Raw genomic sequence first — 20532 nt, 5'->3', positions numbered from 1 at the left:
CCCTGCTCAGGCCGCCAGGCCGAACCGGCGCCGCACTTGGTCGGCCCGCTCCGGCGCGACGCGCACGCGCACATGCACGGTGCCTTCGTCGTCGGCCTCGCGCGAGAGCACGTCGCAGGTCTGGTGCAGCCAGGCCAGGCCCGCGCCGTCGGAAGGCGGGACGTCGATGTCGAGCGTCAGGCGCCCGGCCGAGACCAGGGCCTCGACGCGTTCGAGCAGCAGGCCGGTCCCCTCCCCGGTCAGGGCCGAGACCACGACCGGCCGGTCGGCGCCATCGCGCTGCGAGGCGTTGACCAGGGCCTCGCGCTCAGCCGGCTCGACCAGGTCGACCTTGTTCCAGACCTCGACGACGACACGCCCCTCCTCCCGGTCGACGCCGAGGCCGGCCAGGATCGAGCGCACGTCGGCCGCCTGGGCGTCGGTGTCGCCATGAGAGATGTCGCGCACATGCAGGATCACGTCCGCTTCCAGCACCTCCTCCAGCGTGGCGCGGAAGGCGGCGACCAGCATGGTCGGCAGGTCTGAGATAAAGCCGACCGTGTCGGAGAGGATCGCTTTGGTGCCGTGCGGCAGCCGGAGCGCCCGCAGCGTCGGGTCGAGCGTGGCGAAGAGCATGTCCTGCGCCATCACCTCGGCATTGGTCAGCCGGTTGAACAGGGTCGACTTGCCGGCATTGGTGTAGCCGACCAGCGCCACGATCGGGAAAGGCACCTTGCGTCGGCTCGATCGGTGCAGCGCTCGGGTGCGCTTCACCTGCTCCAGCTCGCGCTCCAGCTTGACGATGCGGTCCTGCAGCAGGCGCCGGTCGGACTCGATCTGCGTCTCGCCGGGGCCGCCGAGGAAGCCGCCGCCGCCGCGCTGGCGCTCCAGGTGGGTCCAGGAGCGCACCAGCCGGCCCTTCTGGTAGTTCAGATGCGCCAACTCGACCTGCAACGCGCCCTCCTTGGTGCGGGCGCGGCGGCCGAAGATCTCAAGGATCAGGCCGGTGCGGTCGATCACCTTGGCGCCCCAGGCCTTTTCGAGGTTGCGCTGCTGCACCGGCGAGAGCGCCGCGTCCATCAGGACGAGCGTCACCTCCTGCGCCTTCACCAGGCCGGTGATCTCCTCGACCTTGCCCTTGCCCAGATAGGTCGAGGGCCGGATCTCGGAGAGCTGCACGAGGCCGGAGCCGACGACCGCAAGGTCGATCGCGGCGGCAAGGCCTACCGCCTCCTCCAGCTTGGCGGCGGGCGAGCGCGCCGGCTCGCTCTCGGCCGGCCGGCGCGTCAGCACCGGCACGACCACATAGGTGCGCGTGCCCGAGGCAACCTCGAGCTCGTGCGCATCGATGCGTTGAGCGACCTTGGCGGCCGCTTCGGACTTCGATGAGTCAGGCTTCACGATGAACCTTTCCGACGGATTTGCCACCGCCGGCCCGGCCCCTGCCGCTGGCTCGAAGTCCACGATGGCCCTGCCGGCCGGCTCGCGCGAGGGCACACCCATCCGACATGCCGCCAGCGCCACCGCTATCGACGACAGCGGCGGCGGCAGGCATGAGCCGAAACGATGAAACCCCTTCTGCGATCCTCAGCCGTGGACCTCCCGGGTGGACGTTCAGAGCTTGTCGGCGCCCTCGATCTCTCCGCCTTCGAAAAGCTGGATCGGATGGCCGGGCATGATGGTGGATATGGCGTGTTTGTAGACGAGCTGGGAATGCCCGTCACGGCGCAGCAACACGCAGAAGTTATCAAACCACGTCACGACTCCTTGAAGCTTCACGCCGTTTACCAGAAAGATCGTCAACGGCACTTTGTTTTTGCGGACATTGTTGAGAAACGTGTCCTGTAGATTTTGTGCTCGTTCCGCCGCCATCAAGACCCCCGAAATTTCCAGGCCGCAGTTGTCCCGCGAACCTGACGCCATAGCCGCATGCGCCGGCCTCCGGCACACGCGACGAAGCATGAATCCATGCAATCGTCCCCATAGTCGGCGGGGACGTGCGCACACGCAAGCAAAAGTTTCCCCCAGGGCCCGCGCCGGACGCAGGCCGGCCGCCCGGGAGCCGCAGGCCCCACCCCGCCGAAGCGCGTGGCGGACCGGCGCAGGCCGGCTCCGCCTGCCGTCAGGACGCGGCCTCGGCCACCTCATGGAAGGCGGCGCGCATCTTCCCGGCCAGCGGACCGGGCTTGCCCTCGCCCACCGGGTCGCCGTCGATGCGCACCACCGGCATGACCACGTTGGTCGCGGCGGTGATGAAGGCCTCCTTCGCCGCCTTGGCCTCGGCCAGGGTGAACGGGCGCTCGGCCACTGTCAGGTTCAATTCCCGGGCGAGATCCAGCAGCGTGGTGCGGGTGATGCCGCGCAGGATGCCGAACTCGGCCGGGCGCGTCACCAGCGTGTTCTCGTGGGTGACGATCCAGGCGTTGCTGGCGGCGCCCTCGGTCACATAGCCCTCGGCATCGACGAACCAGGCCTCCCGCGCGCCCTGCTCCTTGGCCGCCTGGCGCGCCAGGGCGTTGGGCAGCAGCGACACCGACTTGATGTCGACGCGCTCCCAGCGATTGTCCGGCAGGCTGATCACGGCGATACCGGCGACGGCGACGGCCTCGGTCCGGCTGCGGTCGATCCGGCGGGCGATGACGACCAGAGATGGCGGCGTGCCTTCGGCCGGAAACACGAAGTCGCGCTTGGCGGCGCCGCGGGTGACCTGCATGTAGACCATGCCTTCGGCAACCCGGTTGCGCCGGACGGTCTCGCGCAGGATGACCTTGAGCGCCCGCTCCGACACGGGCAGTGCCATGCGCAGCTCGCGCAGGGAGCGCTTGAGCCGCTCGAGATGGCGCGTCTCGTCGATCAGGCGGCCGAGATGCACCTCGCACACCTCGTAGACGCCGTCGGCGAACTGGAAGCCGCGATCCTCGATGTGCACGCAGGCCTGGCGCAGCGGGACATAGAGGCCATTGACATAGGCGATACGGCTCATGGGTGATCCGGCAATCCCGTCGACGACATGATGAGGCGGCCGGGAGGAACCCTTGCCCGGCCGGCGAGCCCCCCGAGCGAGAGCGGGAGGCCGCCCGTTGGTTCAGCGCCAGCCGCAGACACGGCGGCCGTTGCGCCACCAGCAGGTCCAGCGGCGCTCGCGGCAGATACGACGGCCGCGATGCCACCAGCAGTCCCAGCGGCCCCTGCTCCGGCGGGAGGAGGATACGAACTGGGTCCGGCTCGCGCCATCCCGAATCTCCGCGTCCAAGGCCTCGGGCGTGACGGTGCAGGCCTTGTCGGCTGCTGGCGACGCCGCCTCCGCCGCATCAGGCAGGAAGACCGACCCGACGGTTGCGACGACCGCGCCGCCGAGCAGGCCGGCAAGCATGGTCCTTCGATCAATCGCTGTCATGCTCCTCTCCTTCCGGAATGCCGTGATCCCGGCGGCGTGCCGTCGCCCGGCGAGAAAGCCCGGCGACGGCACGCCGCCGGGCTATAGAACACGAGGAGCCCCCGCGGCGGAAGCCCTCCCGAGAGCCGTCCGGGTGGCTGCGGAGCCTGCCCTCGATCCTGCCCGAGCGCTTTCTCCTCGCCACCATGGCCGGGCATCCCCCGGCAGCGGGCCGAACGCAGCCACGGCCAGGATCGTCGTGGCTCGGACGATCCTCCGTTCGGCCGCCGCTACGGGCTTCGCGCCATCTCCGGGGCTCCACCATTTTCCTCTGGCGCGCGCGGACATATGCTATCGTCCGGCGTCGCCGCCGAAAGACAAGGCACATCCCTCCGATGAAGACGCGCCTGGCCCTGCTTCTCTTCGTCATCTCGCTCCTGGCCAATTGCGCCTGGCTCGTCGGCCCATTCGACTGGCGCATGCCCGTTGCGGCACTGGCGGCCTGGTATCTCGCCGATCTCGCGTCCGGCCTGGTCCACATGTACATGGACTATCGGCCGTGCCCGCCGGGCTCGGGCTTGGCGGAGGTCTATTTCTACAAGGGCTCCCGCGCGTCCGAGCATTATCAGGTCCTCAGGCGCGAGGCCCTCGCCCGTGTCGGCCTGATCGATCGGCTCGCATTCGATTTCAAGTTTCATCACCCCAGGCCCGAGGTGCTCGGCCGGCGCAGCCTGATCTACCAGGTCAAGTCGACGATCCTCGTCGGCACCCTGCCCGCCTCGCTGATGCTGAACGGCGCGCGCCTGCTCTGGCCGGTGCCGAGATGGCTGCTGCTCGGCGCTATCGTCCTCATCGGCGCCTCGAGCCTCAGCCAGTATTTTCACGGCACGCTGCATCGCGACAAGAATCCCTGGTTCATCGGGCTGATGCGCCGGGTCGGCCTGCTGATGACGCCGCAGGCGCATGCGATCCACCATCGGACGCTCGAAAGGGACTTCAGCGTGATCAGCGGCTGGTCGAACCCCCTCGTGAACGTCATCTTCCGGTTCCTGCTGCACCGGGGCGTTCTCAAGGAGGACGGGCTGGAGCCGACGTGACCGGCAGGCGGACGCCGCCGCCGCGGGCAACGGATTACCGGAGTCGCGACGCCGGCGCTCCGGCCTTGGGCGCATGACTGGAACGAACGTCGCACGTGCGGCCTGTGCGATCCTTCTTCCGGAGCGGAAACGGGTCCCAGATCCTCGTCCGGTTTCCGCGCTCCCGGCGCGTATGCCTTGATTTTCTTAGAAATTCTTGGTGAGCCGGGAGGGAATCGAACCCTCGACCACATGATTAAAAGTCACGTGCTCTACCGCTGAGCTACCGGCCCGCACCAAGCAACCGTTCCTGACCCGCAGCGAAGAAGCGCGATCGCCTGGCAGGCCTCGCGTCCCCGCGGTCAAGACACCGCATGGCGGCTGTCTCTAAGCGCCGGGGCGAAGCCGGTCAAGACGGATGTTCCGGGTTTGCCGCCCGGGTCCTGCCGCGGTGCCGCGACAGGATCGCTTGTTCGCCGGGACAGCCTCAGCTCACGAAGAAGCTCTGCGTCCCGTGCGCCTCGATCGCCTCGGCCAGACGGCCGAGCGCATGGACGTAGGCGGCGGTGCGCACCGTGGTGCCCTTCTCCCGCGAGAGGCTCCAGATCGCGCGCCCCTCCCGTTCCATGATGGCGCGCAGGCGCTCATGGATCTCCTGTTCCGTCCAGTAATAGCCCTGGCGGTTCTGCACCCACTCGAAATAGGACACGGTCACGCCGCCGGCATTGGCCAGGATGTCCGGCAGCACCACGACGCCCTTCCCGGCCAGGATGCCGTCGGCATCCGGCGTCACCGGGCCGTTGGCGAGCTCGAGCACGAGCCTGGCCTTCACCGACGGCGCATTGCGCTCGTCGATCATGTTTTCGAGCGCGGCCGGAACCAGGAGGTCGCAATCGACCGTGACCAGCTCGTCGGCCGGCAGGACTTCGTGCCCCCCCTCGCCGGCCGTGCTGGAGACCGGCCGGCCGCCTGCCTTGGCGGCGACCAGCCTGCCGACGTCGAGCCCGGCCTCGGCCTTCACCGCGCCCTCCGAATCCGAGACGGCGACGATCCGGTGGCCGTCGGCGGCCAGGAGGCGCGCAATGTGCTGGCCGGCATTGCCGAAGCCCTGGACGGCGACGCGCATGCTGCGGGCAAGGCCGAGATCCTCGGCCAGATGGCGCACGAGATAGTAGCCGCCCCGCGCCGTCGCGTCGCCGCGGCCGAGCGAGCCGCCGAGCGTGATCGGCTTGCCGGTGATCACCGCCGGCTCGACCTGCCCGACGATCTGGGCGTATTCGTCGGCCATCCAGCCCATGATCATGGCGTTGGTGTAGACGTCCGGAGCCGGGATGTCGCGATCCGGCCCGATGATGCGGGCGAAGGCCTGGATATAGGCCCGCGACAGGCGCTCCAGCTCCGCCTTCGACAGCTTGCGCGGGTCGACCTGCACGGCGCCCTTGCCCCCGCCATAGGGCAGGTTCATCACCGCGCACTTGAACGTCATCCAGAACGCCAGCGTCTCGACTTCGTCGGCCGTCGAATCGGGATGGAAGCGGATGCCGCCCTTGGTCGGGCCGCGGGTGTCGTCATAACGGCAGCGCCACGCCAGGAAGGATTTTCGCGATCCGTCATCCATGCGGATCATCAGGCGGACCTTGGTGGTCTCGCGCGCATATTTCAGTTTCTCGATCACATCCGGGTCGATGTTGAGATGGGCTGCGGCTTCGTCCAGGCGGACGAGGGCATGACCGAGAAGACTCTCTTCCGGCATCGTGGCTCCTGAAAGGTCGGGCATTGCACGCCGTCTGCATAGAAGGCAGGCAGATGAGCTGCAACAGCGAGCGGCATTGCTGATCCTTTTTTGAGCAACTGCCTGCAAACGCGGCAGTGGCGCGCCGCGGCAGGCCGGCCGGGCGCTCCATCGCGGTCGGGCCGGCCGGACCTATCGCATTGACGGGGCTGCGGGAGGCGTTACACCAACCGTGAGCATCGCGCTGTGCGACTGGCGCCCTGCGGACCAGGAGATGCATTATGCAGCTAGGAATGATCGGCCTCGGGCGGATGGGAGGCAATATCGTCCGCCGCCTCATGCAGCACGGGCATGAAGGGATCGTCTTCGACCGCAATCCGCAGGCGACGCAGGCGCTCGCCGCCGAGGGCGCCGTGGCCGCAGACGGCCTCGCCGCCCTCGTCGCCCGCCTGACGCCGCCGCGTGCCGTCTGGGTGATGCTGCCCGCCGGAGCCATCACCGAGGCGACGATCCGCGACCTCGCCGGGCTGCTCTCGCCCGGCGACGTCGTCATCGACGGCGGCAACACCTTCTGGAAGGATGATGTCCGCCGTGCCCGCGAGCTCGCCGCCAAGGGCATCGACTATGTCGACGTCGGCACCAGCGGCGGCGTCTGGGGCCTGGAACGCGGCTATTGCATGATGATCGGCGGCAAGGCGGAGACCGTGAACCGGCTCGACCCGATCTTCGCGGCGCTCGCCCCGGGCCTCGGCTCCGTGCCGCGCACCCCCGGCCGGGCGGGGCGCGATCCGCGCGCCGAGCTCGGCTATATCCATGCCGGCCCGAGCGGCGCCGGCCACTTCGTCAAGATGGTCCACAACGGCATCGAATACGGCCTGATGCAGGCCTATGCCGAGGGCTTCGACATCCTCAAATCCGCCGACATCGAGGAGCGCCCGGCGGACGAGCGCTTCGACCTCGACATCGCCGACATCGCCGAGGTCTGGCGGCGCGGCAGCGTCATCACCTCCTGGCTGCTCGACCTCACGGCCTCGGCCCTGGCCGAGGACGCCAGCCTCTCGGGCTATTCCGGTTACGTGGAGGATTCAGGCGAGGGCCGCTGGACGCTGCAGGCCGCCATCGAGCAGGCGGTGCCGGCCGAGGTGCTGTCGGCGGCGCTCTACACCCGCTTCCGCTCGCGGCAGGAGAGCACCTACGCCGAAAAGATCCTGTCGGCGATGCGCAAGGGCTTCGGCGGCCATGTCGAGCCCAAGAAAGCGGAGCAGTGATGGCCTCCCTGAAGAACGGGAAGGCCGGCAAGCCCGATCCGTGCAGCTTCGTGATCTTCGGCGCGACCGGTGACCTCACCAAGCGCCTGCTGATCCCGGCGCTCTACAATCTGGCGGCCAGCGACCTCATCCCGGACAATTTCTCGATCGTCGGCTTCGTGCGCACGCCGATGACCGACGAGGCTTTCCGGCAGGTGCTGGCGGACGGCCTCAAGCAGTTCGCCACGCGCGCGGTCGACCAGGCGGTTGCCGACCGGCTCTTCGGCTGCGTCAGCTGCGTCGAGGGCCAGACCGAGGACCCCGACAGCTTCCGCCGGCTCGGCGAGCACCTCAAGCGCGTCGAGGCGACGCGCCATATCCGCGGCAACCGCCTGTTCTACCTGGCGACGCCGCCGAACGCCTTCGGGCCGATCACCCGGCAGCTGGCGCAGGCCGGCCTCACCCAGGAGGGCGAGGGCACCGGCTGGCGGCGGGTCATCATCGAAAAGCCCTTCGGCACCGATCTCGCCTCGGCCAAGGCCCTCAACCGCGAGCTCCTCAGCGTGCTCACCGAGGACCAGATCTTCCGGATGGACCATTATCTCGGCAAGGAGACGGTCCAGAACATCATGATCATGCGGTTCGCCAACGGCCTGTTCGAACCGATCTGGAACCGCAACTTCATCGACCACGTGCAGATCACGGTGGCCGAGACGGTCAATGTCGAGCGCCGCGGCAAGTTCTACGACGCCACCGGCGCGCTGCGCGACATGGTGCCGAACCATCTGAGCCAGCTCCTGTCGCTGGTCGCGATGGAGCCGCCCTCCCATTACGACGCCCACTCCGTGCGCCTGGAGAAGGCGGAGGCGCTTGCCGCCATCGACGTCTACACCCCGGAGGAGGCCATCGCCAACTCGGTGCGCGCGCAGTACGGCGCCGGCCGGGTCAAGGACGCCGACGTCGTCGCCTATCGCGAGGCGCCGGACGTCAATCCCGAAAGCACCACCGAGACCTATGCGGCGATCAAGCTCGCCATCGACAACTGGCGCTGGGCCGGCGTGCCGTTCTACCTGCGCACCGGCAAGGCGCTGGCCCGGCGCAAGACCGAGGTGGCGATCAAGTTCAAGGAGGCGCCGATCTCGATGTTCCGCGACTCGCGCCTGGGTGCGGCCGCCGAGGGCGCCATGAGCCAGAACTACCTGGTCCTGAACATCCAGCCAGAGGAAGGCATCACCCTGCATTTCAATGCCAAGGTGCCGGGACCGGCCGTGTCGCTGGCGCCGGTGGCCATGACCTTCAACTACAAGGACTATTTCGAGAGCTCCCCGAGCACCGGCTACGAGACGCTGATCTATGACTGCATGATCGGCGACGCCCTCCTGTTCCAGCGGGCCGACGGCGTCGAGGCCGGCTGGCGGGCGGTGCAACCCTTCCTCGACGCCTGGAGCGCCGCCGGCAGCAACGGCGTCACCACCTACGCCGCCGGCTCGGAAGGGCCGGCAGAAGCCGAAGCGCTGCTCGCCGCCGACGGCCGCAGCTGGCGCAAGCTGGGATGATGCCCATGGCCGAGATCATCGCCTCGCCCGATGCCGATGCGCTGGCCGACCGGGCGGCCGACTGGCTGGTGGAACGCCTCGCCGCCGCCCCCGGCGAACGCATCGCCCTCTGCCTCTCCGGCGGCTCGACGCCGAAGCGGCTCTATGAGCGCCTCGGGCGGGAGCCGCGGCGCGCGAAGCTGCCCTGGCCGCGGCTGCACTGGTTCTTCGGCGACGAGCGCGTGGTGCCGGCCGACGACCCGCGCAGCAACCAGTTGATGGCGCGCCAGGCCCTGCTCGATCACGCGCCGGTGCCCCTCGAGCAGATTCACGCCGTGCCGGTCGCCGGCCTCGACCCCGACGCCGCGGCGGCCGCCTACCAGGCCCTGCTGGAGCGCTACTACGGCGCCGCCACGCTCGACCCGGCCCGCCCGCTGTTCGAGGTGATGCTGCTCGGCCTCGGATCGGACGGCCACACCGCCTCGCTGTTCCCGGGGTCGCCGGCGCTGCAGGAGACGCGGCGCTGGGCCGTGGCCGGGCCGCCAGGGCTGGAGCCCTTCGTGCCGCGCGTCACCCTGACCTTCCCCGCCCTCGCCGCCAGCCGCGCCACGGCCTTCCTGGTCGCCGGCTCCGACAAGCGGCCGGTGCTGGCGCGGGTGCTGGCCGGCGAGGATCTGCCGGCGGCGCGCGCGGCGGCAGCTTCCGGCGTGCGCTGGTTCGTCGACAGCGCGGCGCTGGGCGAGAGCTGAACCGCTCCGGAGCGGGCAAGGGCGCGCGAAGCCCTCTCCGCCGAAGGCGGAAGGGGTGAAGCCGTGCCGGACACCCGCGGCCTGCGCGCAACCCTATCCATGGCCTATGGCAGCCTCTAGAAGGGGATCCGAACAGGAGCCTGCGCCATGCCCTCGCCTCATCTCGTCCCGACCGACTGGCTCGCCCGACGCCTGGGCGATCCCGGCCTCGCCATCGTCGACGCCTCCTGGTACCTGCCGGCCCAGAACCGCAACGCCGCGCAGGAGTTCCAGGCGGCGCATATTCCCGGCGCAGTGTTCTTCGACATCGACGCCATCGCCGACACCGGCAGCGGACTGCCGCACATGCTGCCCTCGGAGGCGGCCTTCGCCGAGGCGGCCGGTGCGATGGGCATCGCCGACACCATGGACATCGTCGTCTATGACGGCGTCGGCCTTTTCTCGGCCCCGCGCGTGTGGTGGACATTCCGGGTGTTCGGCGCCAAGCGCGTCTTCATCCTCGACGGCGGATTTCCCGCCTGGACGGCGGAGGGACGGCCGACCGAGGCCGGGCCGGTGCGCAAGGCCCCTGCCCGCTTCGAGGCCTGGTTCCATGTCGGCGCGGTGGCCACCGCCGCCGGCGTCGCGGAGGCGCTGCGCACGGGCGACGCCCAGGTCGTCGACGCCCGCCCGGCGGACCGCTTCACCGGCGAGACGCCGGAGCCGCGCCCCGGCGTGCGCTCGGGCCACATGCCCGGCGCGCGCAACCTGCCCTACGCCGCCCTGATCGACAATGGCCGCCTCGCCCCCAAGGAGAAGCTGGCGAGCGCCTTCGCCGCCGCCGGCGTGGACCTGAAGCGTCCGGTCATCACCAGTTGTGGCTCGGGCGTCTCCGCCGCCATCCTGGCGCTGGCGCTGGACAGCCTCGGCAAGCCGGAAGTCGGGCTCTATGACGGGTCCTGGGCGGAATGGGGCTCGCGGGCGGATCTGCCGGTCGTCACCGGCAAGGCCGAAGGCTGAGGCGCCGGCCGGCAGCCGCAGAACGGCCGGAACACAACGCAAAAGGCCCTCTCCGTCACGGCGGAGAGGGCCTTTTGCGTTTCATGCATCCGGTCGGCCGGTTCGGCGAACCGCCCCCTCACTCCATCACGTCGGCGCCGGCGGCACCAGCGCTGCGGGCCATGGAGACGATCGCATCCGCCTCGGCGCGATCGGTGAAGGGGCCGGCCTGCACGCGCCAGACGGTCTTGCCGTCGCGCTCATAGGACAGCAACTGCACCTCGCCGGCCTGCGACAGCACCCAGCGCATCTGCTCGGCGCTGGCCTGATCGCGATAGACGCCGGCGTCGATGAAGAGATCGGGGCCCTGCGGCGCAGGCACCGCCTCGGCATAGGCCAGCGCCGGCATGACCATCGGCGTGTCGCCCAGAGTGGCCGCCGTGCCGACGATGTCGGCGATGCGCAGCTTCATCGGCATGGTCTTGATCAGGCGGGCGCCGGCGTCGGCGTTGACCTGCGGCAGCTTGCGCTGGATCTGGGTCGGCTTGGCCTTGGAGGGGATCGGCGTCGCCGCGTTGGGGATGGTTTCGAGGTCGAGCGGCGGCGCCACATTGGCCTGGACCGGCGCGCCGGGCGCAACCACGGGCAGGACCTGAACGGCCTGGTCGATCTCCGGCGGGCGCTCGGGCGGCAGCGGCAACACGCCGGACTGATAGGCCAAGGTCTCGGCGGCGAGCGTCTCGGGCTGGGCGATGGCCGGCGGCACGGCCTGCGCCACCACAGTCGGGGCCGCAACCACCGGCTGCGGCGCCTGGTAGGAGGCCAGCACCACCGGAGCGGCGGGGGCGGCCGGCTGCGGCGCGGCTGCGGGTGCCTCGGCGATCATGGTGTTGGGGTTGCCGGTGCCGTTCAGCATGGCCGGCGAGCCGTCGGTGCGCAGCGAGGCCAGCAGCATGGCATTGTCGGAGCCGGTACGCTGGGCCGGGCCGACATATTCGACCTTCACCCGGCCGGTGCCCTGGGCCTTGAAGGCCAGGAGATCGGCGGCGCGGCGGGATACGTCGATCACCCGGCCGCCATGATAGGGGCCGCGATCATTGACGCGCACGATGATCGAATTGCCGTTGCTCAGATTGGTGACGCGCGCATAGCTCGGCAGCGGCATGGTCTTGTGAGCCGCCGAGATGTCGTGCATGTCGAACACCTCGCCATTGGCGGTCAGGCGACCGTGGAAGGAGTCGCCGTACCAGGACGCGGTGCCGACCGCGGCATAGTTCTTGTTCTCGCTCGGCACATAGCGCTTGCCGGCGACCATATAGGGCTTGCCGACGAGATAGACGCCGCGGCGCGAGACGGACGGGTCGATCGGCTCGGCGCCGGCCACCACCCGCGGGCTGGCATAGACACCGTATTTGGGATCCTTGGAGCGCCCCGTCTTCGTCATCGAGCTGGAAGAGCAGCTGGCCAGCGCCACGCACCCCACCGCCGTCACCGTCATCTTGAACAAGGCCCCCGGAAAAGCCGGTACCGGCGACGCAAACGCCTCGACCTTGGCCCGTAAGGCCCGGACGCCATTCGTCATCGCAAAATCCCTTCCCACGTTCGATAAGACCGGCACGCTGGCCTCGCGGCCCACATGCCACCCGTCTCTCGACGCCGACCCGTTTCACCTGCGCCGCAAGTTATCCCTGCGTGCCTAGCACAATGCCCGACGCGATTGGTCGGACATAGTTGCCTGAATGCGTCAAGAATACGCCGACGCTTCAGTATGGTGAACGGATTGTAATCAAAATCCGGCCGACGGGAAGCAAAAATTTGCCAGGCAAAAGCCTGCGACCAGATCACGCAGATCAGCGTATCCTATTGGAATAACTGGACTTTGCTCTCAAGGCCCAGTCTATCCCAGATCGGGACGAACCATGGTTGCGCGCCGATTCCGCCGCAATCGCCGCCGATTCGAGCCATCGGCATTGTGGAAAAACTGTGCCGTTCAGGTAGAAAAATACCGTCGATACTTTGAGCCCGATTGCCGAGGGGCCGGGAGGCTGCGGCGCCCTCGTCGCAGGGCGGCCGCCGCCGCGACGCTCGGACGAGAGAGGATCGATCCGCCCATGGCCCGCGCGCAACGCACCGTCGGCGCGGGTGCGCGCAAGGCCGCTGCGGCCGCAGGAGGCCAAATGCCTGGACAGGCCGCGCGTCCAGGCTGCACATTGGCCGTCATGAGCAGCGACGACATCTGGGATACCGAAGCCGCTGAAAGCTACGACACGCCGGGCACGGGGATGTTCCCGCCCGACGTGCTGCGGCCGACCGTCGAACGCCTCGCGGAACTCGCGGGGGGCGGCCGGGTCCTGGAATTCGCGATCGGCACCGGCCGCGTTGCGATCCCGCTCGCGGAGCGGGGCGTCCCCGTCAGCGGAATCGCGCTGTCGCCGGCGATGATCGCCCGGCTTCGCCGGAAAGCCGACGAGGCGAGGATCCCCGTGGTCCAGGGCGATATGACCGCCGCCGCCGCGCCAGGGCGATATTCCCTGGTCTATCTGGTGTTCAACACCATCTCGAACCTGCTGACCCAGGCCGAGCAGGTCGCCTGCTTCCACAATGCCGCGCGCCACCTCGCGCCCGGCGGCCGCTTCGTCATCGAGCTATGGGTGCCCGAGCTCCGCAAGCTGCCGCCGACCCAGCAGGCGGTCGTCTGGCAAGCCGAAGCCGGCTCCGTCGGACTGGACGCCTATGATGTGCTCCGCCAGCACGTCGTGTCGCACCACTTCACATTCGGCGAGAACCGCCAGGCACGGCTGTTCCGCTCCTCGCACCGCTACATCTGGCCGGCGGAGCTGGACCTCATGGCGCAACTGGCCGGATTTGAGCTGGAGATCAGGCACGCGGATTGGCAGGGCTCGGAATTCACCGCGGACGCGCGTTCGCACGTATCCGTCTACCGCCTCGCTGCCAGGCCCTGAGCGCTCTGCCCCTTCGCAAGGACGTGCCGATGCCGTCGACGGCACCGGCCGTCCGCGGCGGAACAACGCCGAGATGCGACGGCTCATCCATCCGGCGACCATCGCCCTCGCCGCCGTCGGCCGCAGCCCCTCGGAAAGCGCCGGTTCCTTGCCGGCCGGTCACAGGCGCGGCGGCACGGCGCCTTTTCGCCCGGCCCACGGAGCGGGCCGGCGGCCCGGACCGCGCTCGACTTCGCACTGGAACAGGCGAAAATTTGATCTCCGCAATGATAACCAAGTTTTAATTTGTCTCGCGCCAGTTCCCCCGGCTATGAAACCTCCGTCAAAGGCGCCCCCAAAGCCTGCGACCAAACCCCAGAAGAGGGGTCAACTTCGACACGATGGTGACTAACCTCGCACCATCGTTTTTCGACCCCCCGCTTCGGCGGGGTTTTCGATTTTCAGCATACATACAGTAGGTATCGCGACAGCGAACAGAACTCTCCTCCCCCTGCGAATGCCTGCCTGCCGAGCCGGGAAGAGTGTTTCAAGACCGAGCCGGGCAAAGCGGCCGGCCGCTCGGCAAACATCCTGGCCGCGCAGCATTTGCGCCGCCCCCACGCGAAAGGCACGGTGAAAGCAGTGGGGCCGCCTCGGTTTCCCGAGGCGACCTGCGTGCAGGCCTTGGGCTGGAGCCGACCGAGAGCCAGCCTGCACACCCAGGCAAACGGTCGGCGACGGCAAGTGTTCCGCACCGTCTCGGCCGCAGCGCCCATGCACGTTCGTCGCGCCGCAGCAGCGACCGCACCCGACATCGCCACGCGCCGCCACCTGCGGACATTTGAAGACAGTCCGCTCAGGCCAACGCTATCCGCCGCCGAGGAGCGGCAGCGAGCGCAAGGAGCGCGACAACTCGATCGCGTTCCAGGGCAGGTACTCGGTGATGGCCAGGTCCCCGGTGCAGCCTGGGGATCACGGAACAGGACGAAGCCGCAGAGCGAGGGATCGAGCAGCACGTCGACGTCGAAGTGAACCGCCACCTTCGTCGCGCCCGAGGCGCGCAGCCATTCCAGCACGCGGTCCGGCGCGCCTGCCAGCTCTTCCGGATCGAGCCGGGCAATCGCACGCTCCCGGAGGACCCCGGTCTCGAACAGCGTCGTCCCGGTCAGGCCGACATGGAGGATGCGGATTGATGCGAGGGGACGGCGCACCGTCGCCGTGAAATCGGCATCGCCTTCGCCCATGAGCATCGCAAGGACATGAGCGTGGGCGCACCGGGTCTGGGCCGCCCCATGATGTCCGGATGGGCATCGATCCACAGCACCGCCAGGTCGTCGCCATAGCGCTCGCTGAGATCGGCGATGGGAGCGAGGTCGACGTGGCAGTCCCGCCCAGCGTCACGACGGCGCGTGCCGGTCGATGGCGGCGCGAGCATCGGCGAGTTGCCGGAGCAGGGCCTTTCGCGAGACGATGCCGCCGTCGATGGGCCGCTCGCCGTCTCCGGCCCCGGGCACGGGGACGGTCTCTTCCGGCCCCAGCGGGTCGGGAGCGATCGCGGCAAGCACCCGCCCCCCGATCCGGTAGTTGGGTCGGTCGCCGCCTTGCCACTGCGGCATGTTCAGGCGCAGGATGTTGCGCGGATCAATCGCCATTGTTCGACACCGGTCCTGGTTCGCGGGGCTTGGATGGGGATCGACCTGCGAGGGTAGCCTCCGGAACGGCCGATGTCAGCTCCCGACCACCCCGTACACCTTCGGCGGCGGGGCCGCGGGACTTTCCGCGTTCATGACGGCCAAGGCCAAGCATCCTCGACGGTCGGCGCCGGACGACGGCGCAGACTTTGCCGGATCTTTGATCCAACGCAAGTTTGCGCTGCGGCATTCCTGTTACGCCTTTATCGGCCGCGTCGCTGCAGGCCGCCACCGCCGAGCGATCGCCAGGCCGGAATGGGGAAGGATCCATGCGCGCCATGAAGACGATGACGAGTTTCCTCGCGGGGCTTTCGCTGGCCCTTCTGGTCTCGCTGCCCGGTCAAGCCCAGGAGCAGCTCCGGCGCTCCGGCACCGTCACCATCTCGCAGGGCCAGGCCGGCTTCATCATCACCGCCGGCTATGGCGGCGGCGCGCTGAAGTTCAAGGGGAGGACCTACCCCTTCAAGATCGGCGGCCTGGGCCTCGGCGGCATGGGCGCGTCCTCGGTCGAGGCACGCGGCACCGTCTACAACATGAACTCGGCCCGGCAGTTTCCCGGAACCTATATCGCGGCGCGGACCGGCATGGTCGTCGGCGACAAGAGCGTCGGCAAGATGTGGCTCAAGAACGACCAGGGGGTGGTCATGGCCCTCGTAGCCAAGCGAAGGGGCCTGATGCTGTCGATGGGCGCCGATGGCGTGGTCATCAGCATGCGCTGAGATGAGGCGGGACGGCACCGTCGGCACGAACGAGATCGAACTCAAGTTCGCGCTCGACGCCGCCGCCGCTGCGACGGCGAAGCAGCATGGCCTGCTCGCCGGCAAGCAGCCGTCGACCACGCGTTTCGTTTCCGTCTATTTCGACACTGATGATCACGGGCTGCGGAAGCAGCGCGCGTCCCTGCGGCTGCGCAAGACGGGCGACAAGGTCGTCCAGACCGTGAAGCAACGGATCGGAGGATCGCACGGGCTGTTCATCCGGGATCAGCTCGAAATCCCGATCACCGGGGACAGCCCGGATCTGGCCCCCTTGCGAGCGCGCTTGTCCGGGCCGCTGCAGCAGAGATTGGCCGAGCCGCTGCGGCCGCTCTTCCGCGTCGAGATGGAGCGGACCGAGTGGCGCTTCGTCTGGAACGGCAGCATGATCAGCGTTGCGATCGACGAGGGCTTCATCACCGACGGATGCCGGAGCGAGCCCCTCCACGAGCTCGAAGTGGAGCTTCGCGCCGGCGAGATCGGCTCCCTCTTTGCCGTCGCCCGCCTGCTGGCGGAAGCGGCTGCGCTCCGACCCGAGCCGGAGAGCAAGGCGGACAGGGGCTACAGGCTCGTTCGAAGCGCGGCGATCGAGCCGAGGATCGCGGGCTGAGGATCGGGGGGCTGCGCGTGCCGGTCGTCGGAGGGCTCGCTGCGGCCCCGGTACTCGGGCAGGTGAGCAACGCCCGGGCTCGGCCCGAAGCCGTCATGGCAGATTCAGGCCCCTCCCGGCCGGCCGGCGCCTCACGTCATGAGGCCGCTCGACGCCGGTGCTTGGCGTTGCCGACCTTCTTCCATGCCGGAGCGATCAGGCGGGCAATCGCAAACTCGACCTGCCGGTACTCGTCCTCGCAATGTTCGGCGCGCTCTGCCGGGAGAAAGCTCTTGACCATGTCGCCGAAGGCTCGCGGATCCTTCCCGCAGCCGATGCAGAGGAGGTTGAAGAAGCGCTGCGCCGGCACGCCGTGCTCATCGGCAAAATCCCTGAGCTTCGGCGGCGCCTCCTTCGCCTCGCTGGCATACATGGCCGCGATGCTGGCGACGGCCCTGCGCGCCTCCTGCTCTCCCAGGCGAAGCACCAGGCAGGCCGCGAGCTGATCGGCCGCGTCCTCCTCGCGCCCAAGGATCGGCACCTTGTTCAGGTCGAAGATCGCGTGTGCGACCTCATGCAAGACGACATCGAGAAAGGCGCCCGCGACGTAGTTCTCGGGCGTCAACCCGTGAGCCGCGGCCGCCGGTGGAATATTGCGGGAAAGCTCCTGAATATAGGCGAGATATTCATAGCAGAAGCTCACCGTGGCCTCCTCGGCGTCGTAGGACGCGTCGATGTCCCCGTCGCATCCCTCGGTCCTGATCAGCAACGTCCGGGGGAGCTGCAGCCCCGAGAGGCCGCCGCGGATCCGCTCCAGCACCGCTTCTCGCGCAACATTCGATAGATCGGCTCGTGCGCCCGGTCCTTGGGCGGCACATGGGCGACGCGAACGGAGGCATGCCCGGCCGCAACGGCCGCACCGGCCGCACCGGCCGCAACGGGACCGATCAGGCTCGGCAGCAGGACGACGAGCGGCGCGATCCGGAGCGGCAATTTCCAATCCATGAAGGTCCCCGCCGCCCGTATGAAATCGAATGAGCCGAGCGGTCGGAGATCGGACGAGAGTCGTCGACGCTCGTCAAGATCGAGGCGCCCCGGCCGGATCTTCCGGCCGTTCCTTGCCGCCGGGTTCGCCCCGGTCGAGCGGAGCGGCGAGGTTCGTCCGGCTGCTGCGATCACCTCGAGCGGCTTCGGTCGGAGCGAGGCGGACAGGGGCTACGGGCACGTTCGAAGCGCGGCATCCGTCCCTTGATGTGGATCAAAGACTCGAAACCCGAGATGCGCTCTGCTGATAATGGTTGGGCGCGCCTGCTGCCGGCGACGGAAGCAGGCGAGCACGGCGCAGGCGTCTCATGCCGACCGCTGTAATGCCCTTGGATGATTGAGGTGCGGTCATGGCGCTGAGGATCGGTGGCTGCGCGTGCGGGGTCGTCGGCGCGCTCGCCGCGGCGCTGGTGTTCGGGCAGATGAGCAACACCCGGGCGCAGGACGGGGCCAAGCCGCCGGCCCAGGCGCCCGCTGGTGCGGCCATCCCGGCAGCCACGCCGGCGCCGGCCGCGACCCCGGACAACCCCTCGACGGCCAGCGTCTTCAGCAAGGAAGAGCTGACCAAGCTGCTCGCGCCCTATGCCCTCTATCCCGACGAACTCCTCGCTCAGTTGCTGCCGGCTTGCGCCTATCCCATCGACATCGTGCAGGTTTCGCGCTGGCTCGCCAAGAACAAGAGCGCCGTGGCCAAGAAGGACTTCTCCGGCCTCGACAAGCAGGACTGGGATCCGACGGTCAAGGCGCTCGCGCGCTTTCCCGACGTCATCGAAAAGCTCAATGCCGACCTCGACGCGACGACCGACCTGGGCGATGCCTTCGTCAACCAACCGGACGACGTGGCGGCCGTGATCCAGGAGCTGCGCCGGAAGGCACAGCAGGCCGGATCGCTCAAGACGACGAAGCAGCAGCGGGTCGACGTCTCCAAGCAGGGCGACAAGGAATACATCGTCATCCAGTCGGCGGATCCCGGCGTGATCTACACGCCGACCTATGACCCGAGCACCGTGTACACCGTCGGTGCCGGCCTCATCGGCTTCGGACTCGGCGTCGCCGTCGGCGCCGCCTTCGACAACAATTACTGGGATTGGAACAACGGCTGGGCCTATCCGCCGCGCTGGCCCGGCTATCCCGGCTATCGCCCGGGTTATCCGGGCTATCGGCCGCCGGGCTACGGGCCGGGCAACGGCCTGCGCCCGACCCATCCCATCGCCGGCGGCGACATCAACATCGGCAACGACATCAATATCGGCGGCGGCAACGGCAACAACATCGGCGGCGGCAATCTGCGGCCGTGGCGGCCCGATCCCGGCCGCTATCGCCCGGGCCAGGGCAGCAAGCCCGGCCTCGCCGGCGGTGCCGGCCGGCCGCGCCCGGGCACGCTTCCGGCGACCGGCAATCGTCCAGGCGGCGGGGCGATCGACCGTCCGCAGGCCGGCGGCGGCCCTGCCGGAGGCGTGGCCCGGCCCGGAGGCGGCAAGGCGCAGCGGCCGGGCAAGACCCCGCCGCGCGCGGCGCAGCGGCCTGCGACCAAGCGTCCGGCCGCGCAGCGGCCGGCGGCGAAGAAGCAGGCCCGCAATTCGGCCTTCGGCGACGCCCGCCTCAACGGCGCGTCCAATGCCGCGGCGAAGCGCGGCAAGGCGAGCCGCTCGAGCCCCGTCCGGTATGGCGGCGGACCTTCCTTCGGCGGCGGCGGGTTCCATGGCGGTCCTGCCTTCAGGGGCGGGGGCGGACCCGCGTTCCGCGGCGGCGGCGGTGGTGGCGGAAGAGCCTTCCGCGGCGGCGGCCGCGGTGGCGGCGGCCGGCGTGGACGGTGAGGAGGTGGTCATGCGCAGCGCTGCCAGAACAGTTTGCGGTCTCTTCGCCGGCGCCCTCGTCCTGGCCATGGCCGGCAAGGCTCCGGCGCAGGAGACCTTCACGTCCCCGGAGGATGCGGCCCACGCGCTGGTCGACGCGGCCCATCAGCCGGGCGAGGGACGGCTCGATCAGATCTTCGGTCCCGGCGGCAAGGATCTGCTCAGCTCCGGCGACGAGAGCGTCGACCATCAACGCATCGAGGATTTTCTCGACCTCGCGGCGAAGGGCAGCTCGGTGACCGATGGCGACGACGGCCTCAAGGTGCTCATGTTCGGGGATCAGGGCTGGCGCTTCCCGGTGCCGCTGCGCCAGAAGGACGGAAAGTGGACGTTCGATCTGGCGGCCGGCCGGCAGGAGGTCATCGACCGCGCCGTCGGGCGCAACGAGCTCGCAGCGATCGGCGCCTGCGCCGACTATGTCGATGCGCAGAGGGAGTATTTCGCCTCCCTCCACGACGACCAGCCGGTCCAGCAATATGCCCGCCGCTTCATCAGCTCGCCGTCCCTGCATGACGGGCTGTGGTGGGAGCCGAGCGGCCCGACCGACATGAGCCCGCTCGGGGACAGGATCGCGCCTGCCGCCGCCGAGCAGGCGAGGACGACCGGCAAGCCGACGCCCTATCTCGGATACATCTACCGCATCCTGACCAGGCAGGGCGCCGCCGCGCCCGGCGGAGCCTACAACTACGTGGTCGGCGGGCGCCTGCTGGCCGGCTTCGCGATGGTGGCCTATCCGGCAAGCTGGGGCGAGACCGGCGTCATGACGTTCCTGTGCAGCCAGCAGGGACGGGTGTACCAGCGCAACTTCGGCAAGGAGACCGCAAAGGTCGCCCCCTCGATCGACAGCTTCGATCCCGGAAGCGGCTGGACCGAAGTCACCGAGTGAGGCCCTGCCGATCGGCGGCGGACGCGGGCGGACCGCGCAACGATATCGGGCCGGACAGGAACGCTCTGACCCGCGTTGCCGCACGAGACCCAAAAGC

At 69.1% G+C, this 20532-nt stretch carries 21 protein-coding genes and 1 tRNA gene; 12 read left to right on the top strand and 10 right to left on the bottom strand.

Annotated elements, in window-relative coordinates; all coding sequences use genetic code 11:
• Positions 1-6 precede the first annotated feature (6 nt).
• From hflX to AC27L4_RS23975, 4 genes are all read right to left on the bottom strand, one after another.
• The gene (gene hflX, locus AC27L4_RS23990; protein WP_487145246.1) at positions 7-1383 is read right to left on the bottom strand and encodes a GTPase HflX; all 1377 of its coding nucleotides are present in this window, start codon (positions 1381-1383) and stop codon (positions 7-9) included.
• 210 nt (positions 1384-1593) lie between these two features.
• Positions 1594-1851: an RNA chaperone Hfq gene (gene hfq / locus AC27L4_RS23985; RefSeq protein WP_307271497.1), complete on the bottom strand. Its 258-nt coding sequence runs from the start codon at positions 1849-1851 to the stop codon at positions 1594-1596.
• A gap of 250 nt (positions 1852-2101) precedes the next feature.
• Positions 2102-2962: a D-amino-acid transaminase gene (locus AC27L4_RS23980; protein WP_487144971.1), complete on the bottom strand. Its 861-nt coding sequence runs from the start codon at positions 2960-2962 to the stop codon at positions 2102-2104.
• 102 nt (positions 2963-3064) lie between these two features.
• Entirely contained in the window at positions 3065-3376 is a 312-nt protein-coding gene (locus AC27L4_RS23975; RefSeq protein ID WP_487144968.1) for a hypothetical protein, read from the bottom strand.
• 374 nt (positions 3377-3750) lie between these two features.
• Here AC27L4_RS23975 and AC27L4_RS23970 point away from each other — a divergent pair, with 374 nt between their 5' ends.
• Positions 3751-4452 carry a fatty acid desaturase CarF family protein gene (locus AC27L4_RS23970; RefSeq protein WP_487144966.1) on the top strand — a complete coding sequence of 234 codons (702 nt, stop codon included), beginning with the start codon at positions 3751-3753 and terminating at the stop codon, positions 4450-4452.
• A 197-nt stretch (positions 4453-4649) separates the two neighbouring features.
• Here AC27L4_RS23970 and AC27L4_RS23965 read toward each other — a convergent pair.
• Together AC27L4_RS23965 and AC27L4_RS23960 are read right to left on the bottom strand one after the other, a co-directional pair.
• Positions 4650-4724: transfer RNA gene (locus tag AC27L4_RS23965), tRNA-Lys, on the bottom strand.
• 194 nt (positions 4725-4918) lie between these two features.
• Complete coding sequence (locus AC27L4_RS23960; protein WP_487144964.1) at positions 4919-6184, bottom strand: Glu/Leu/Phe/Val family dehydrogenase; 1266 nt, start codon at positions 6182-6184, stop codon at positions 4919-4921.
• A 260-nt stretch (positions 6185-6444) separates the two neighbouring features.
• Here AC27L4_RS23960 and gnd point away from each other — a divergent pair, with 260 nt between their 5' ends.
• From gnd to sseA, 4 genes are all read left to right on the top strand, one after another.
• The gene (gene gnd / locus AC27L4_RS23955) at positions 6445-7431 is read left to right on the top strand and encodes a phosphogluconate dehydrogenase (NAD(+)-dependent, decarboxylating) (protein WP_487144962.1); all 987 of its coding nucleotides are present in this window, start codon (positions 6445-6447) and stop codon (positions 7429-7431) included.
• Positions 7431-8966: a glucose-6-phosphate dehydrogenase gene (gene zwf, locus AC27L4_RS23950; RefSeq protein ID WP_487144960.1), complete on the top strand. Its 1536-nt coding sequence runs from the start codon at positions 7431-7433 to the stop codon at positions 8964-8966. The genes gnd and zwf overlap by 1 nt, the downstream gene beginning before the upstream one ends.
• Positions 8966-9694, top strand: coding sequence for a 6-phosphogluconolactonase (gene pgl / locus AC27L4_RS23945; protein WP_487145245.1), 729 nt, complete (start codon positions 8966-8968; stop codon positions 9692-9694). Before zwf ends, pgl begins: the two co-directional genes overlap by 1 nt.
• A 147-nt stretch (positions 9695-9841) precedes the next feature.
• On the top strand, positions 9842-10693 hold the full coding sequence (gene sseA, locus AC27L4_RS23940; protein ID WP_487144958.1) for a 3-mercaptopyruvate sulfurtransferase: 852 nt from the start codon (positions 9842-9844) through the stop codon (positions 10691-10693).
• 118 nt (positions 10694-10811) lie between these two features.
• On the opposite strand, the gene AC27L4_RS23935 is transcribed toward sseA, so the two are convergent.
• Entirely contained in the window at positions 10812-12116 is a 1305-nt protein-coding gene (locus AC27L4_RS23935; RefSeq protein WP_487144956.1) for a septal ring lytic transglycosylase RlpA family protein, read from the bottom strand.
• On the opposite strand from AC27L4_RS23935, the gene AC27L4_RS23930 reads away from it, so the two are divergent.
• Together AC27L4_RS23930 and AC27L4_RS23925 are read left to right on the top strand one after the other, a co-directional pair.
• Positions 12094-12372 (top strand): hypothetical protein, encoded by a 279-nt coding sequence (locus AC27L4_RS23930; protein WP_487144954.1) that lies wholly within the window; start codon positions 12094-12096, stop codon positions 12370-12372. The two genes, AC27L4_RS23935 and AC27L4_RS23930, sit on opposite strands and share 23 nt — an antisense overlap.
• A gap of 519 nt (positions 12373-12891) precedes the next feature.
• On the top strand, positions 12892-13635 hold the full coding sequence (locus AC27L4_RS23925; RefSeq protein WP_487144953.1) for a class I SAM-dependent methyltransferase: 744 nt from the start codon (positions 12892-12894) through the stop codon (positions 13633-13635).
• Between the two features lie 440 nt (positions 13636-14075).
• On the opposite strand, the gene AC27L4_RS23920 is transcribed toward AC27L4_RS23925, so the two are convergent.
• Positions 14076-14858 carry a hypothetical protein gene (locus AC27L4_RS23920; RefSeq protein WP_487144951.1) on the bottom strand — a complete coding sequence of 261 codons (783 nt, stop codon included), beginning with the start codon at positions 14856-14858 and terminating at the stop codon, positions 14076-14078.
• Between the two features lie 153 nt (positions 14859-15011).
• Positions 15012-15266 carry a hypothetical protein gene (locus AC27L4_RS23915; protein ID WP_487144949.1) on the bottom strand — a complete coding sequence of 85 codons (255 nt, stop codon included), beginning with the start codon at positions 15264-15266 and terminating at the stop codon, positions 15012-15014.
• Between the two features lie 308 nt (positions 15267-15574).
• On the opposite strand from AC27L4_RS23915, the gene AC27L4_RS23910 reads away from it, so the two are divergent.
• The gene (locus tag AC27L4_RS23910; RefSeq protein WP_487144947.1) at positions 15575-16024 is read left to right on the top strand and encodes a hypothetical protein; all 450 of its coding nucleotides are present in this window, start codon (positions 15575-15577) and stop codon (positions 16022-16024) included.
• A 1-nt stretch (position 16025) separates the two neighbouring features.
• On the top strand, positions 16026-16670 hold the full coding sequence (locus AC27L4_RS23905; protein WP_487144946.1) for a CYTH domain-containing protein: 645 nt from the start codon (positions 16026-16028) through the stop codon (positions 16668-16670).
• A 136-nt stretch (positions 16671-16806) separates the two neighbouring features.
• On the opposite strand, the gene AC27L4_RS23900 is transcribed toward AC27L4_RS23905, so the two are convergent.
• Positions 16807-17469: a DUF4344 domain-containing metallopeptidase gene (locus AC27L4_RS23900; RefSeq protein ID WP_487144945.1), complete on the bottom strand. Its 663-nt coding sequence runs from the start codon at positions 17467-17469 to the stop codon at positions 16807-16809.
• 56 nt (positions 17470-17525) lie between these two features.
• Between AC27L4_RS23900 and AC27L4_RS23895 the strand changes: the two genes are divergently transcribed.
• The 3 genes from AC27L4_RS23895 to AC27L4_RS23885 all read left to right on the top strand — a co-directional run bounded on the left by AC27L4_RS23895 (position 17526) and on the right by AC27L4_RS23885 (position 20435).
• Positions 17526-17687 carry a hypothetical protein gene (locus AC27L4_RS23895; protein ID WP_487144944.1) on the top strand — a complete coding sequence of 54 codons (162 nt, stop codon included), beginning with the start codon at positions 17526-17528 and terminating at the stop codon, positions 17685-17687.
• Positions 17688-18043: 356 nt separating this feature from the next.
• Positions 18044-19510 carry a DUF3300 domain-containing protein gene (locus AC27L4_RS23890; protein WP_487144942.1) on the top strand — a complete coding sequence of 489 codons (1467 nt, stop codon included), beginning with the start codon at positions 18044-18046 and terminating at the stop codon, positions 19508-19510.
• 10 nt (positions 19511-19520) lie between these two features.
• The gene (locus AC27L4_RS23885; protein ID WP_487144940.1) at positions 19521-20435 is read left to right on the top strand and encodes a DUF2950 domain-containing protein; all 915 of its coding nucleotides are present in this window, start codon (positions 19521-19523) and stop codon (positions 20433-20435) included.
• Positions 20436-20532 lie beyond the last annotated feature (97 nt).

Source organism: Labrys sp. Lb11, assembly GCF_057554225.1.
This window is presented reverse-complemented; position numbering and strand designations above follow the sequence as displayed.

What these genes read in the sequence shown, in the direction of transcription:
- hfq (WP_307271497.1), bottom strand. Translation starts at nt 1,851, where the DNA reads ATGGCGGCGGAACGAGCACAAAATCTACAGGACACGTTTCTCAACAAT.
- AC27L4_RS23980 (WP_487144971.1), bottom strand. Translation starts at nt 2,962, where the DNA reads ATGAGCCGTATCGCCTATGTCAATGGCCTCTATGTCCCGCTGCGCCAG.
- AC27L4_RS23975 (WP_487144968.1), bottom strand. Translation starts at nt 3,376, where the DNA reads ATGACAGCGATTGATCGAAGGACCATGCTTGCCGGCCTGCTCGGCGGC.
- AC27L4_RS23970 (WP_487144966.1), top strand. Translation starts at nt 3,751, where the DNA reads ATGAAGACGCGCCTGGCCCTGCTTCTCTTCGTCATCTCGCTCCTGGCC.
- AC27L4_RS23960 (WP_487144964.1), bottom strand. Translation starts at nt 6,184, where the DNA reads ATGCCGGAAGAGAGTCTTCTCGGTCATGCCCTCGTCCGCCTGGACGAA.
- gnd (WP_487144962.1), top strand. Translation starts at nt 6,445, where the DNA reads ATGCAGCTAGGAATGATCGGCCTCGGGCGGATGGGAGGCAATATCGTC.
- zwf (WP_487144960.1), top strand. Translation starts at nt 7,431, where the DNA reads ATGGCCTCCCTGAAGAACGGGAAGGCCGGCAAGCCCGATCCGTGCAGC.
- pgl (WP_487145245.1), top strand. Translation starts at nt 8,966, where the DNA reads ATGCCCATGGCCGAGATCATCGCCTCGCCCGATGCCGATGCGCTGGCC.
- sseA (WP_487144958.1), top strand. Translation starts at nt 9,842, where the DNA reads ATGCCCTCGCCTCATCTCGTCCCGACCGACTGGCTCGCCCGACGCCTG.
- AC27L4_RS23935 (WP_487144956.1), bottom strand. Translation starts at nt 12,116, where the DNA reads ATGACGAAGACGGGGCGCTCCAAGGATCCCAAATACGGTGTCTATGCC.
- AC27L4_RS23925 (WP_487144953.1), top strand. Translation starts at nt 12,892, where the DNA reads ATGAGCAGCGACGACATCTGGGATACCGAAGCCGCTGAAAGCTACGAC.
- AC27L4_RS23920 (WP_487144951.1), bottom strand. Translation starts at nt 14,858, where the DNA reads ATGGGCGAAGGCGATGCCGATTTCACGGCGACGGTGCGCCGTCCCCTC.
- AC27L4_RS23915 (WP_487144949.1), bottom strand. Translation starts at nt 15,266, where the DNA reads ATGGCGATTGATCCGCGCAACATCCTGCGCCTGAACATGCCGCAGTGG.
- AC27L4_RS23910 (WP_487144947.1), top strand. Translation starts at nt 15,575, where the DNA reads ATGCGCGCCATGAAGACGATGACGAGTTTCCTCGCGGGGCTTTCGCTG.
- AC27L4_RS23905 (WP_487144946.1), top strand. Translation starts at nt 16,026, where the DNA reads ATGAGGCGGGACGGCACCGTCGGCACGAACGAGATCGAACTCAAGTTC.
- AC27L4_RS23895 (WP_487144944.1), top strand. Translation starts at nt 17,526, where the DNA reads ATGGGCGACGCGAACGGAGGCATGCCCGGCCGCAACGGCCGCACCGGC.
- AC27L4_RS23890 (WP_487144942.1), top strand. Translation starts at nt 18,044, where the DNA reads ATGGCGCTGAGGATCGGTGGCTGCGCGTGCGGGGTCGTCGGCGCGCTC.
- AC27L4_RS23885 (WP_487144940.1), top strand. Translation starts at nt 19,521, where the DNA reads ATGCGCAGCGCTGCCAGAACAGTTTGCGGTCTCTTCGCCGGCGCCCTC.